The organism is Telluria sp. RB2R28 (assembly GCF_059685835.1).
Window position 1 is genome coordinate 446,968 of record NZ_JCASIK010000001.1, and the last position, 13,176, is coordinate 460,143.

The following is a 13,176-nucleotide window of genomic DNA, read 5'->3' on the forward strand; positions in this document are numbered from 1 at the left end:
CGGAGGAGTAAGCCGCACAGTCCTGGGAAAAGTTGCTCTGCTTCGAAGAACAAAGTATCGCGGCTGATCCGATCTTCGCTGCCTAGTGACTTCATCCCAGAGTAAAAATGCTCGAGTACGATGTGTCGTGACTCCATCGCTGACAGGCGTTAGCACTGACAGCGAAAGACAGTATTTGATCTGGCTGCGTGTAGTAAGGAACCTTTGAGCGTGAACCGGGGACTGGAAATGGGTTTGCCTCTCCCGTTGCCGGATTGCTCATCGGATTGTGCAAACCCTCGTTATAGCGATGTCCGACCCTAGGCATAACCGAAGTTTTACCGAAGAGCTTTCCCGATATTTCGGATAAAATGACCCATGTCTACCCCTTTTATGTCGTCTGATTTTGTACTCCAAAATTGCTCCTCTGAGCAGTTGGATTCAGTTCTAACCGTCCCCCCTGCAGCCGCACCCCGGCAGTCACTGTCCTACCTTGAATTTTTTGCCGGCAGCGGCCTTGTTGCACAGGGTTTAAAAAGCGTGTTCAAGCCTGTGTGGGCCAACGATATCGACGCAAAGAAAGCCGCGGTCTACACCGCCAACCACTCCGGCAACCATTTTCATTTGGGATCGATTGCGGATGTAGAAGGGAGCGCTCTTCCTACGGCTCAGCTTGCGTGGGCGTCTTTCCCTTGCCAAGACCTCTCCCTTGCTGGACTGGCTGAAGGTATCCACGGCAAGCGCAGTGGTCTGGTGTGGGAGTGGCTTCGCGTGATCGACGAGATGCCTGAGCCGCCGCCGTTTTTGGTTGCTGAAAATGTTTTAGGGCTGGTTTCCTCCGGCGGTGGTGCCCACTATCGTGCTCTGCATGCAGCTCTAGTTCAGCGAGGCTACAAGGTCGGAGCCATGTTGATTGACGCTATCCACTTTGTGCCGCATTCCAGGCCGCGTATCTTTGTGGTCGCTGTCAAACGCAAGCTGGCTATCCCAGCTGAGCTTGAGCGCTCCACTCCTGCCTGGTGTCATTCGGAGGCAGTTCGCAAGGTTGCAGTAGGTCTGCAAGATTGGGTGTGGTGGGACTTACCCCAGCCAACCGCGCGCGTCAAGACACTGTCGGAAATCATCGATTTCAAAGCAGCCTATTCGGATGCGAAAAAGGATGAGCGCAACCTTCTGTTGATCTCTCCGAAGCAAATTGATTTTTTAAACGCGATCCCGGAGCACGAGCTCGTCGTTGCCCCGGGCTACAAGCGAATGCGGGGAGGCAAGCAAGTCTTGGAGCTGCGCTTTGATAATGTAGCCGGCTGCCTTCGAACTCCAAGCGGCGGCAGCAGCTGCCAAGTTCTGGTTGTTCGCGAGAATGGCAAGCTGCAAAGCCGATTGCTCACTGTGCGAGAAACAGCGCGCCTTATGGGCGCTCCGGATACCTACGAAATTCCTGGTACCTACTACGAGGGCTACAAGGCGATGGGGGATGCGGTCGCAGTGCCCGTCGCAGAGTGGCTCTCGACCAAACTTCTTTCTCCTCTCGCAAGGGCTAATGTTCCATCAAGCCAAACCTTGAGTCAGCGCTCGCTAAAGTCAAAAAGCGATTGAAGATTGAACTTTTTGCATTGTTGGATCGCTCTGGTTCTTGGCTACAACGCAGTTAAGCTCGGATTGGTGCTTGCTTTCACTGTGATTTTAGCGACAGGCAGGTGTCGCGGCTGAGTGGCTCGAATTTCAAAGAAAATTTCGAAGGAACAAGGCGTAACGCAATGGTGGGGACCGAGTTAGGCCTCACAAGGCTTACAACGTTTCCTTTGCGACTAAATACGCCGAATCGTTGAATTTTTTGTTGATTGGTGAGGACTTGGCGTCAGCAGAGGAGCGGTGGGTCGCGCGGTTGGTCGAACTCTTTAATGCCGAGCCTTCGTCAATTACTTCACGGAGCGTTCCAAGCTAAAACCATGACACAAGCCGAATCTTGGTGATCGATATTCAAGAATGTAGGGATGGATTACGATGTGGCACAATCTCGGGGATCGAGTTGATCGGATTTACACTCATACACCACTGGTAGAGTAAAGCCAACATGCTGCCCAGAAAGTCACGAAATTTAAAAAATATCGTGCTTTTGTAATTCGCTATGTAGCTGATGCGCCATCAATCGCTTGCGAAAAAGCAACCCTCAGATTTGTATACTGATCTGCTCCAAAGGCACGCTAGATGCCAAAATTCGTCGGGCTTGGTCACGAAATGAAGTTGTAGCGTAGGCGTTCCTTGTGGTTCCCTCGGACCGCTGTGCGCTCAAACTTATACTGAATGGACGACCCACATCATCAAGCGTTAAATCCAGATCGAAATAAGCAATTGATTTGTTGGTGTGGTGTTGGACGATGGAGCCAGAAAGTGGTCCTTGCAGATATTACTTCACGTATTCGGCCGATGCGTTAAATAAGAAAACTGCGCCGGCAAGCGCCATTATTGATTTGAGTATATTGAGTTGTAATGGATTTGTATTGGAATAGTTGAATAGACAATTCCTGTGCCAGTCAAAAAAATCAGTAAAGATCATGCACTTGTGAAAAGCTGTATTCCGAGTTGTAGCGATGAGTAGGAAATGCCGTCAGTTGACGACCTAATTAAAAAAGAAATTATCCTAATTGATTTCTGAATCAGCAGTGCGATGCAGGATGTGTTGTTTGATCAGCCGGAGACTACGCTCGGCGCGACTATTTCAATACCGGGACCGTCTGATTAATCACCGGAACATAGCGGCAAGATTATCTTTCGATACAGCTCATCGGTATGCCAAAGGCATAGCCTGCTAGGCGGCCTTCAAGCGCAAATAGATGGTTACAGAAGCCACGTTCGCACCATCTCTATACAGTAGAAGGGCAGTCAAGATACCCCATTGCCCGAACAACAACTGTGAATATTGTTAGACGGAAAGTCATGTTTCTTGTTCGAAATCTAGCCAAAGTGCGTGGATAATCGACCCCCTCAGCGACATCGCTCGCCCCCCACTTCCCATCCAACATGAAAAATTTCAGCATCAAGTACGTGATCGCCGCCGTCATCGGCTTGCTCATCCTCGCCGTGATCACCGTCGGCGCCCTCGGCTACCATGCCACACAACGCGCCGTTGACCTCCTCGAAAACCTCGCGCTCACCACGGCCAACCAGCAGATCGGCATGTCCGACCTGAAAATGCGCATGGAAACCAACCGCAGCCACATCCTGCAGGCGCTGCAGCACAATCCTGAGAACAAGCATGCGGCGCTGCATAACCATCCGCTGACGTTCCATAGTAATTTCATCGCCAAGAACAGCGAAGAAATGCGCAAGGAGCAGCAGGAGCTGCAGGCAAGCCTGCGCTTCCCTGAAACGCGCGACCGTTTTGCTGCGTGGATGACTGCGAGTGACAACCTGGGTATCGACCTGATCGGCAATGCAATGCGCGCCATTGATGCGGGCCAGTGGGACGAGGCCAATCTGATGCTCGGCAAGCAGATCAACCCGACGTACAACAAGTCGACCGAGGCGTTCGCTTCATTGCAGACGCTGATGAGTGAGCGCAACGTCCGCCAGGGCAAGGAGCTGCACCAGGAACTCGCCGTGCTCAACACGGTCGTGATTGCCGCCATTGTCGTGGCGATCCTGCTTAGCATTGGCGCCGCGTTCTACCTGGTCCGTGCGATCAATACCCCACTGATGCAAGCCGTGGCCGTAGCACGCCGTGTTGCCGATGGTGACCTGAGTGTGCAGGCGCCGGTCCAGTCGACCAATGAATTCGGTCAGCTGCTGGCTGCCTTGCGTGACATGACCGCATCGCTGGCCGGTATCGTCAAGGATGTGCGCAGCGAGAGTGAAGTGATCGCCACGGCGTCGACGCAGATTGCTGCCGGCAATATGGATTTGTCGTCGCGTACTGAACAACAAGCCAGCGCGATCGAAGAGACCGCCGCGTCCGTCGAAGAGCTGACCAGCACCGTGCGCCAGAATGCGGAAAATGCACGCCAGGCCAATGAGCTGGCGGCCTCGGCCACGCAGATCGCCACCCGTGGTGGTTCGGTCGTGACTGAAGTCGTGGGTACCATGGGCGAGATCAATGCGTCGGCCCGCAAGATCGTCGACATCATCGGCGTCATCGATGGCATCGCGTTCCAGACCAATATCCTGGCGCTCAATGCGGCAGTGGAAGCGGCGCGTGCCGGCGAGCAGGGCCGTGGCTTTGCCGTCGTCGCGAGCGAAGTGCGCAATCTGGCGCAGCGTTCGGCCAGCGCCGCCAAGGAAATCAAGGAACTGATCGGCGACTCGGTCAGCAAGGTGGATGCGGGCACGCGCCTGGTCGACCAGGCCGGTGCAACGATGGAAGAGATCGTGCAGAGCGTGCGCCGGGTAGCGGGCATCATGGGTGAAATCAGCGTGGCCAGCGCCGAGCAGAGCTCGGGCATCGAGCAGATTCATCACGCGATCAGCCAGATGGACCAGGTCACGCAGCAGAACGCCGCTCTCGTCGAGGAAGCCGCCAGCGCCGCCACCTCGTTGCAGCAAAGCGCTGCCGGGCTGGCCGATCGCGTCAGTGTGTTCAAGGTCGCGCCTGCCGCCGTGTCAGCGCCGGTTCAGGCCGTCACGACGCGCCGCCCGAACGCAATTGCGTTCCAGCCGCAACTGGCCTGATGTAAATCCGAGCGCCGAAGGCTGGCGCTTCACCGACGCTCGCCAGCCTTGGCGGGCGTCGTTTGCGCCGCATCGATGTCGGCGCCCCAGGCATCCTTGCCCATCACCGCGGTGCCGTTGGCGGTGAAGTCCATGATCGCGTCGGCCGCCCGCGCATAGCGTTCCCACGCCGGCAGTCCGGCCCCGTTCGGATCCCCGCGCTTCGCAAAATTCACCATATACGTACTCATCGTCTTGCCCATGCCAAGATCGCGGGCCGTCGCCTGCGCGCCGTATTTGATGGCCACCGTGTCGAAGAAGAACGGGATATCCGTTGCATGCCCGGCGCCGGCGCCCGGTTTTTCATTGGCCTGATGCACGTACGAAAAGCGGTACGCATACACGGGCGCGCCGTGCCCGGCCAGCGTCGCTGCAAGGCTGCGCGCACCGGCCACCATATACCCGGTCTTGCCGCCGATATCGGCGCTGGTCGCACCGATCATCACCGGCACCTTGTGCATGCGGCCTTCGGCAAACGCGGCGCGTGAATCGATGGCCAGCTTGCCGTCGACATATGGCCCGTGGTACGTCGGCTTGTCGCGCTGCATGAAGTTGGCCAGGTTCAAACCGTCGGCGATTGCGTCTGCCGGCAGCGCCCGCAGTTTCTCCAGCGCTTTTGGATCGTCCGCCGCGATGCCCTTGCCGGCGGCGAAATTCACGCCAATGCGTTCGATGTCCGCCAGCGGCGTCGCCGCCGTACCGCCATCGCCGCCTGACATCACGACTGCCTTGGCAAACAAGCCCTTGCTCATTGGCGAAGTCAGCAGCGTATTGACCGACATGCCGCCCGCCGATTCACCGGCGATCGTGACATTCGCCGGATCGCCGCCAAACGCCGCCACATTGCGCTTGACCCATTCCAGCGCCGCGAGTTGGTCCATGAAGCCGTAGTTGCCAACCACGCCTTTAACCCCGATTTCACGCGTCAGCTGTGGATGGGCAAAGAAACCAAAGCGCCCGATGCGGTAATTGAAGCTGACGACAAGCGCGCCCTGTTTCGCGAGTTCAGCGCCGGAATAGGTTGGGGGCGACGCGCCCCCGTTGACGAAGCCGCCGCCATAGATCCAGACGATCACGGGAAGTGGGCCCTTGGCATCGGCCGGCTTCCAGACGTTCAAGTACAGGCAGTCTTCGCTTGGCGTTGTGCCCAGCGGTGCGGCGTCGCTGGGGAAGGGCACTTGCATGCAATCGGCCGCGTAGGCGGTGGCCTGCCGCACGCCCGGCCACGGCTTGGCGGGTACTGGCGGGCGCCAGCGCAGCGTGCCCACCGGCGGGGCGGCGAACGGGATCCCTTTCCAGCTGGCGATGCCTGCATCGCTCGAGCCTGCCACCTTGCCCGTGTCGACGGTAATCACCGGTGCGTCTGGCGATGCGGTTGCGCCAGAGGCGGCCACGATGAGCGACATGGCAAGCAGGGGAGGAAGGGAACGATGCAACATGAATGGGCCTCTTGATCGGTGGTTGAACGGTTGTCGGTAATAGTACGCGACCAGCCAGCGCACCGGCGGTACCCGAGCGCAGCCAGGGTTCGGGTGCCATCGCATCGTAAAGATAGTCAGTGCCCCCTATCTCCGTTACAGTGTTGCAATTCATCCAAAATAGCGGCCTGGAAATGTATTTCCACGGCGCATCTGAATTAATCCGAATTCACTCCCGGTTTCGGCGCTATCATGATGAGCTATTACCCGTTTGCTAATACCGCACATGCAAGGTTTGCTCTGTAGATTTCGACTGTCCACCCTGATGACCCTGGCCGTGTGCGCCACGGTGGCACTGACGGTCGCTCTGCTGCTGGCGGTGGTCAACCATTTTGCGGTGCGCCAGGCCAATGCTGAAGCGCAGCTTCGGCTGCAACAGTTGTCATGGCAGATGCGCGATTCGCTCAACCGCGTGGTCGAGCAGGCCACGGGCGACGCCCGCCTGCTGGCCGCCTTGCCGCAAGTGCGCAACGCGCGCAGCCGGGCGTCCGCGCGCATTGCGCTGGAAAGCCTGCAGCAGACATTCCCCGATTACGCCTGGATCGGCCTGGCCGACATCGATGGCAAGGTGACCGCCTCGACCAAAGGCCAGCTCGAAGGCGCCGACGTCAGCGCCCGGCCCTGGTTCAAGTCGGGCCAGGTCGGCGTGCGCGCCACCGATTACCATCCTGCCGTCATGCTTGAAAAGCTCATGCCCCACGGTACCGATCCGTGGCGATTTGTCGATGTCTCCACGCCCGTGTTCAGCCACGACGGCGAGATGTTTGCCGTGCTCGGCCTGCACCTGAGCTGGGACTGGGCACGGCGCCAGGCGCGCAAGCTCCTGACGCCGGCGCTGCGCGAGTACGGCGCCGAGATCCTGGTCGTGCGCAATGACGGGACCGTCATGCTTGGCCCGCAAGAACTGGTCGAGAAAAAGATTTCAACGGAAAGCCTGCGCCGCGCCAGGCTCGGCGACACGGGCGCGCTGCGTGAAGCGTGGCCCGATGGGCGTACCTATCTCACCGGCTATAGCCAGACGGGCCAGATCGGCAACGAGGCGTCGCTGAACTGGGCGGTGCTGGTGCGCCAGGACGAAGACAAGGCGTTACAGAGTGCCAAGCTGCTGCAGCACCGGATGCTGATGTGGAGCGGCTTGCTGGGCGTGGTGCTCGCCGTCGTCGCGGCCTTGCTGGCGCAGCGCCTGGCGCGTCCGATGACGCGCTTGGGCGAAGCGATCGAGCGGGTGACGGAAGCCACTGCCAGCGGTCACGAGTTGCCGACGATTCCGCATATCCAGGGCTTCTACGAAGCCAATATGCTGTCGCGCACGATGCGCAACCTGGTCGAGAGCGAAGAACAATACCGGCGCGCCCTGCAGCAGATGAATGAACACCTGGAATCGAAGGTGGCGCAGCGTACGGCGGAACTGCAGGCGCTGCTGCTGCGCGACGTGCTCACGGGCTTGCCGAACCGGCGGGCGCTGCTCGAAACGTTGCCCGAAGCGATGGGCCGCGCCAGCCGGGGTGGGCGTCCGGCGGCGCTGCTGTTCATCGACATGGATGGCTTCAAGGCGGTCAATGACAACCACGGCCACGAAGAAGGCGACGAGCTGCTGCGCCAGTTTGGCGCGCGCCTTGCCGAGTCGATCCGCATGACCGATATGGTCGCGCGCCTGGCGGGTGACGAATTTGTCGTCGTGCTGGAAATGCTGACCTCGCGCACCGATGCCGAGGAAACTGCCTGGAAGCTGCTCGACCGCCTGCGCGAGCCATATGCGCTCAGCACCACCGACGTCACCGTGGGCGCCAGCATTGGCGTCGCGGTGTTTGCGCCGGGCGATAAGCCCGATCTCGATGCCTGGCTGGCGCGCGCCGACCATGCCATGTACGCCGCCAAGCGCGGCGGCAAGAATGCGGTGGCGCTGGCTGCCGTACCGATTTGAGGCGCAGGCTGGCCTTCACGCCCCAAGTTGTCCTTTGCGATTGCCAGTAGCCCCCATGAACCAGATCAGCCAGATCATTGCCACCATCAAGCGTCAGCTGAAGCTGCAGGGGCTGACCTACCGTGACGTTGCCGTTGCGCTTGACTTGTCCGAGCCGAGCGTCAAGCGCCTGTTCGCCAGCGAGCAATTTACCCTCGACCGGATCGTCGAAATCTGCAGCCTGCTCGGCTTTACGCTGGCCGAGATTACGCAGGAAGCCCAGGCCGGCCAGCGCCGCCTGCGCACACTCAGCGCCGGGCAGGAAGCCGAGCTGGTGTCGGACCCGAAGCTGCTGCTCGTCGCCGTCTGCGCGCTGAACCACTGGCGCATGCTCGACATCCTTGGCGCCTACGCTCTTACCGAAGCGCAATGCGTGCAGCACCTGCTCCATCTCGACCGCCTGCAACTGATCTCGCTTTTGCCGGGCAACCGTATCCGTGTGAACGTGGCGCGCGATTTCGACTGGCTGCCCGATGGCCCGATCCGGGCGTACTTTCGCGAGCAGGGCTTGCCCGAATTCGTGGCCGGCGCGTTCCGCGGGGTGGGCGAGTCGCTCGACTTTGCGCATGGCATGCTGACCGAGAGCGCGCGCGCCAAGCTGCAGCAGGAGCTGCGCCAGTTGCGCAGTCGCTTTGCCCAATTGCACGACGAAAGCCTGGCCGCGCCGCTGGTGCAGCGGCGTGGCACCGGCTTGCTGCTTGCACTGCGCGAATGGGAGCCAGCAGGCTTTGCGGAGCTGCGCCGGTAGCGTATGATCGGTTGCACGTACTGCACAGTGACGGATTGGAAGCAGCCGCTTCTGCAACGTAATGTGAAGTAATAGACAGATGGGTTCGCGACATTTCGCGGATAGTAGGTGTCAGGGAGAGTGTGACGCCATGAAAATGTCTTTCATCGCTGTGGCCGTACTGGGTTCAAGTGCGGTATGTGCTTCGGCACAGGAGTCGGTGGCTACCGCAAGGGGCGCCGGTAATGTTGCGATCCCTGAAACCGTGTGCGCGCATGAATGTCTGGCCCAGCTCCAGCTGGGCGCGCGCGCCGATGGCATGAATGCGCCCGCCGGCAATGCGGTTTTCACCCGCGAGTCTGCCGTCGAACCCGAGCAGACCCCCGCGTACATCGGCGCCGGCACGCTGACCGTGGGCCGGCAATTCAATATCGACTACACGACGCTCAATGAGGTGGGCGACCCGTTTCATGGTGGCCTGGCCGCCCAGGCTGCGCCACGCGGCGCACGCGCCGATGACAGCGTCGCTTACGAAGGCAAGCTTGCCGGTGTGTCGACCGGCGCCAAGTGGGGCAAGGGTGACGTCGACGGCTCGCCCTCGGGCCGCGCCTGGGGCATGTCGGTCGGCGTCAATCTCGGGCCACTGACGATTCGCGCGGCCCATCAGAATCGCAATGTGGCCAAGGTCACGCGCTACGACCAGGTCGATATCACGATGGCGGCCAAGAATTCGATCGTTGCCGCCAATATGCGCTTCGACTGGGGCACGGCGTACGCCGCCTACAGTGCCAGCCGTGGCTGGGGCAGCTCGCCGCTGTTCAATCCCGATAATCCCTACAGCGCCGGCGTGGCCGCCACGCATTCCACCAACAGCCGCGACGTGCTGGCCGGTGTGGCCGTGCCCATGAGCCACTCGACCACGTTGCTGGCCTCCTACATCCGTCGCAACGACCGCGACCTGTCCAACCGCGACGCACGCCAGGTCGCCGTCGGCGCCAGCTACGCCGTCTCGCGTCGCATGGATTTCTACGCCGCGTATTCGCGCATCCAGCATCTGGCTGGCGTGCATGTGGGCGTCAAGCCGGGCAATGGCTCGTCGCTCAACGTCGGGATGCGGCGCGCGTTCTGATCACAGCGTGCCAGTTCGCGCGCCGGCCCTGCGTTGCGACAGGAATCGGCGAAATTCAGTAATGTGTCTCCATGGTTCATTAACTATTGAGGAGACCTTATGACTGGTACCAGCACACTTGATCCGGATAACTTCCCTGAAGCACCAGACCGCAGCCTGGGCAAGGGCCATGGCGTCGACGCACTCGGCCCGAGCGACTTGTCCGACACCGGCAGCGATGTCGTGGGTGGTCCTGGCTTTGCTAGCAATATCGATCCCGAGCAGACGCTCGACTTCGACGGCGGCACCACGTCCGACCTCGAAGCCGGTCACGCCGGCGAAACGGCTGGGCCGGATGTCGGCGACGCCGATTTCTCGGGCGACAGCGATCGCAGCGGTACGGGTGAACGCGCCGCAGCCGGGCGCGATGCGGTTGTCAGGGACGGCGCCGACATCGACACCGACCGCGTCGAGTCGATCCCCGATCTACCACTGACCGAGGATGACACCGACTTCTTAACGAGTCTTCCGCCGGGTCAGGACGTAAGCCGCTAACAAGGCGCCGCTGCCCAGCAGGGCAGCGTTGATGTACTTCGAGCGCAGCGCTGCCGCCGTGTATTCGCTGTGCTCGATGACGTGGTGTGGCGAGCCCTGGCGCTCACGCAGTTCACGTGTGTAGTCGGGCTTGTGCAGGACGTCGCGCCGGCTTGGGTCGGTGTCGACGTCCAGCTTCTGGTTCACAAACATCGTCGCCTGCAGGAATTTGTCGAACACACGTGGCAGCAGGCGCGCGCCCGTCGAATTCATCTTGGCCGCACCGCCGACGAACACGTCGCGCTTCGGATGCTGGGCCGCATACAAGATCGCATCAGCAACGATTTCTGGCGCGTAGACCGGCGCCGGCAGCTTCGGCTCCTTGTCCATATAATTTTTCGCATGCACGGCAAACATCGTGTCGATCCCGGTCGGCTTGATCAGCGTGACCGACATCGGTGCGCCTTCCTTGTCCAGTTCGATGCGCAGCGAATCCGTGAAGCCCTTCACGGCGTGCTTGGACGCCGCGTACATGCCTTGCAGCGGAATGGCGTGGTCCGACAGCTCGCTGCCCAGATTGATCAGTGCGCCGCCGCCGCGCAGCTTCATGCGCTTGACCGCTTCCATCGAGCCATTGACCACGCCCCAGAAGTTGGTCTGGAACAGGCGGTGATGGTCTTCGGGCGCCACATCTTCCATCCGGCCGAAGATCGAAATGCCCGCATTGTTGATCCAGGTGTCGATACGGCCGAAGCGCTCGATGGCGGCGTCGCCAATGCGCGCCACGTCGTCGATATTGCCCACGTCCGCCGTGACGGTGACGACCTCGGCGCCGATCGCGGTTAATTCTTCAGCCAGATGGGCGAGGGCGTCGTCGGCGCGTGCCGCCAGCACCAGTTTGGCGCCGCGTTCGGCGGCCATGCGCGCCGTGGTCAGGCCGATGCCGCTGGTGGCGCCCGTGATGACGATGACTTGCTCATTGATTTTCTTCAGCTTGACTGACATGGAGGGTCCTTTTTTGCTTTGATTTGGTCGAGGAAGGCGTTCCCATGGTGCATCGCGCGATCCGCGTCATGCGCCGGGAGCAGGCCGCGAGTTAGTGAAATGATCACTTCGTGTTTGATGATGATATTTCAAGAGAAAACGTGGCGCGCGGGTGGCACGGCGAGGCAAGCGGCCAGCCCACGACGAAAAACGCCGTTCCCACAGAATGCGGGAACGGCGTTTTAAGAGGGCTGCGCGGGGGCAGGTGCGGCAGGCAAAAAGGTTATTTCTTGGAATAAATCTGATCGAACACACCGCCATCGGCAAAGTGGGTTTTCTGCGCCGCGGTCCAGCCGCCGAAATCGCTGATCTGGAACAGCTTGATCTGCGGGAACTGCGACGCGTATTTTTTGGCGAATTTCTCGACCGAAGGGCGGTAGTAGTTCTTCGCGATGATGTCCTGGCCCTGGTCGCCGTACAAAAATTCGAGGTAAGCCTGCGCCACCGGCCGCGTACCGCGCTTGTCGACCGTCTTGTCCACCACGGCCACGGGCGGCTCGGCCAGGATGCTGACCGAGGGCGCGACAATCTCGAACTTGTCCGGGCCGAGTTCACGCAGCGCCAGCAGCGCCTCGTTTTCCCAGGCCAGCAGCACGTCCCCGATGCCACGCTCGACGAAGGTCGTGGTGGCGCCGCGGGCGCCCGAATCGAGCACCGGCACGTTCTTGTACAGGCGCGCCAGGTAGTCGCGCGCCTTGGCGTCGGTGCCGCCCGGCTGGCGCAGCGCGTAGCCGTAGGCAGCCAGGTGGTTCCAGCGCGCGCCGCCGGACGTTTTTGGATTCGGCGTGATCACCGAGACGCCCGGCTTGACGAGGTCGCCCCAGTCGCGGATCTGTTTTGGATTGCCCTTGCGCACCAGGAACACGATGGTCGACGTGTACGGCGCGCTGCGGTATTTGAGTTTTTGTTCCCAGCCCGGATTGATCAGGCCCTTGTCGCGGATGGCGTCGATGTCGTAGGCCAGCGCGAGGGTGACGACATCGGCCTGCAGGCCGTCGATCACCGAGCGCGCCTGCTTGCCCGACCCGCCGTGCGACTGCTTGATCGTGACGTTGTCGCCGGTCTTTGCTTTCCAGTGCCTGGCAAATGCCGCATCGAACTCGTGGTACAGCTCGCGCGTCGGATCATACGATACGTTGAGCAGGCTGATGTCGGCGGCAAATGCAGGCGCGTGCGCCAGGAGGGTCAGGGCTGCCAGCGAGCTGATGAAGGTTTTGCGAAGCATCGAGTGTCTTTCTTCAGGTTAGAGACGGTAGAGTACGGTCTCGAGCTGTAGAAAGAAAACGAATAAATTCAAGCAACCTTATGCGATTTCTGCGCCGGCACAGGTGCGGCTCAGTTCGCCTTCGACAGGATGACCAGCCAGCGGCGGAACAGCAGGATTTCAACGTGGCCCGCTTCGACGCCCGTATCGCACTCGATGACCGGATTCACGGCGTAGAAACGCTTGCGGAAGTCGCGGGTCACCAGAATTTCGCGACGGCCAATGCGGACCATGAAAGGGGTCGGGGCGTGTTCCATACCAAAAGAGCTATTGAGCGTGGTCATGTTCGTTTCCTCGTATCGAGTGGTTATGCAGTGAGGTAAGAATACCATAACTACTGTATGAATCAACAGTTACTGTTCGGGCATACAGTAG

The 13,176-nt window shown here is 60.3% G+C and carries 10 protein-coding genes; 6 read left to right on the forward strand and 4 right to left on the reverse strand.

The genetic code is table 11. From position 1 onward, the window contains the following. Positions 1-357 precede the first annotated feature (357 nt). Together AC56LV_RS01915 and AC56LV_RS01920 are read left to right on the forward strand one after the other, a co-directional pair. A complete protein-coding gene (locus AC56LV_RS01915) occupies positions 358-1,575 on the forward strand; it encodes a DNA cytosine methyltransferase (protein WP_499555602.1) in 1,218 nt (405 codons plus the stop codon). Between the two features lie 1,425 nt (positions 1,576-3,000). Further along, positions 3,001-4,644 (forward strand): methyl-accepting chemotaxis protein, encoded by a 1,644-nt coding sequence (locus tag AC56LV_RS01920; RefSeq protein ID WP_499555604.1) that lies wholly within the window; start codon positions 3,001-3,003, stop codon positions 4,642-4,644. A gap of 29 nt (positions 4,645-4,673) precedes the next feature. On the opposite strand, the gene AC56LV_RS01925 is transcribed toward AC56LV_RS01920, so the two are convergent. Then, positions 4,674-6,122, reverse strand: a complete 1,449-nt coding sequence (locus tag AC56LV_RS01925; RefSeq protein ID WP_499555606.1) for a carboxylesterase/lipase family protein — start codon at positions 6,120-6,122, stop codon at positions 4,674-4,676. A 304-nt stretch (positions 6,123-6,426) separates the two neighbouring features. Between AC56LV_RS01925 and AC56LV_RS01930 the strand changes: the two genes are divergently transcribed. The 4 genes from AC56LV_RS01930 to AC56LV_RS01945 all read left to right on the forward strand — a co-directional run bounded on the left by AC56LV_RS01930 (position 6,427) and on the right by AC56LV_RS01945 (position 10,514). Then, positions 6,427-8,085: a diguanylate cyclase domain-containing protein gene (locus tag AC56LV_RS01930; RefSeq protein WP_499555608.1), complete on the forward strand. Its 1,659-nt coding sequence runs from the start codon at positions 6,427-6,429 to the stop codon at positions 8,083-8,085. Positions 8,086-8,140: 55 nt separating this feature from the next. Further along, complete coding sequence (locus tag AC56LV_RS01935; protein ID WP_499555610.1) at positions 8,141-8,872, forward strand: helix-turn-helix domain-containing protein; 732 nt, start codon at positions 8,141-8,143, stop codon at positions 8,870-8,872. A gap of 199 nt (positions 8,873-9,071) precedes the next feature. Then, positions 9,072-9,980 (forward strand): porin, encoded by a 909-nt coding sequence (locus AC56LV_RS01940; RefSeq protein WP_499555612.1) that lies wholly within the window; start codon positions 9,072-9,074, stop codon positions 9,978-9,980. Positions 9,981-10,079: 99 nt separating this feature from the next. Continuing rightward, positions 10,080-10,514: a hypothetical protein gene (locus tag AC56LV_RS01945; RefSeq protein WP_499555614.1), complete on the forward strand. Its 435-nt coding sequence runs from the start codon at positions 10,080-10,082 to the stop codon at positions 10,512-10,514. Here AC56LV_RS01945 and AC56LV_RS01950 read toward each other — a convergent pair. The 3 genes from AC56LV_RS01950 to AC56LV_RS01960 all read right to left on the reverse strand — a co-directional run bounded on the left by AC56LV_RS01950 (position 10,476) and on the right by AC56LV_RS01960 (position 13,085). Further along, the gene (locus tag AC56LV_RS01950) at positions 10,476-11,498 is read right to left on the reverse strand and encodes an SDR family oxidoreductase (RefSeq protein WP_499555615.1); all 1,023 of its coding nucleotides are present in this window, start codon (positions 11,496-11,498) and stop codon (positions 10,476-10,478) included. The two genes, AC56LV_RS01945 and AC56LV_RS01950, sit on opposite strands and share 39 nt — an antisense overlap. 262 nt (positions 11,499-11,760) lie before the next feature. Further along, complete coding sequence (locus AC56LV_RS01955) at positions 11,761-12,762, reverse strand: sulfate ABC transporter substrate-binding protein (RefSeq protein WP_499555617.1); 1,002 nt, start codon at positions 12,760-12,762, stop codon at positions 11,761-11,763. Positions 12,763-12,872: 110 nt separating this feature from the next. Further along, a complete protein-coding gene (locus tag AC56LV_RS01960) occupies positions 12,873-13,085 on the reverse strand; it encodes a hypothetical protein (protein ID WP_183550633.1) in 213 nt (70 codons plus the stop codon). Positions 13,086-13,176: the final 91 nt, after the last annotated feature.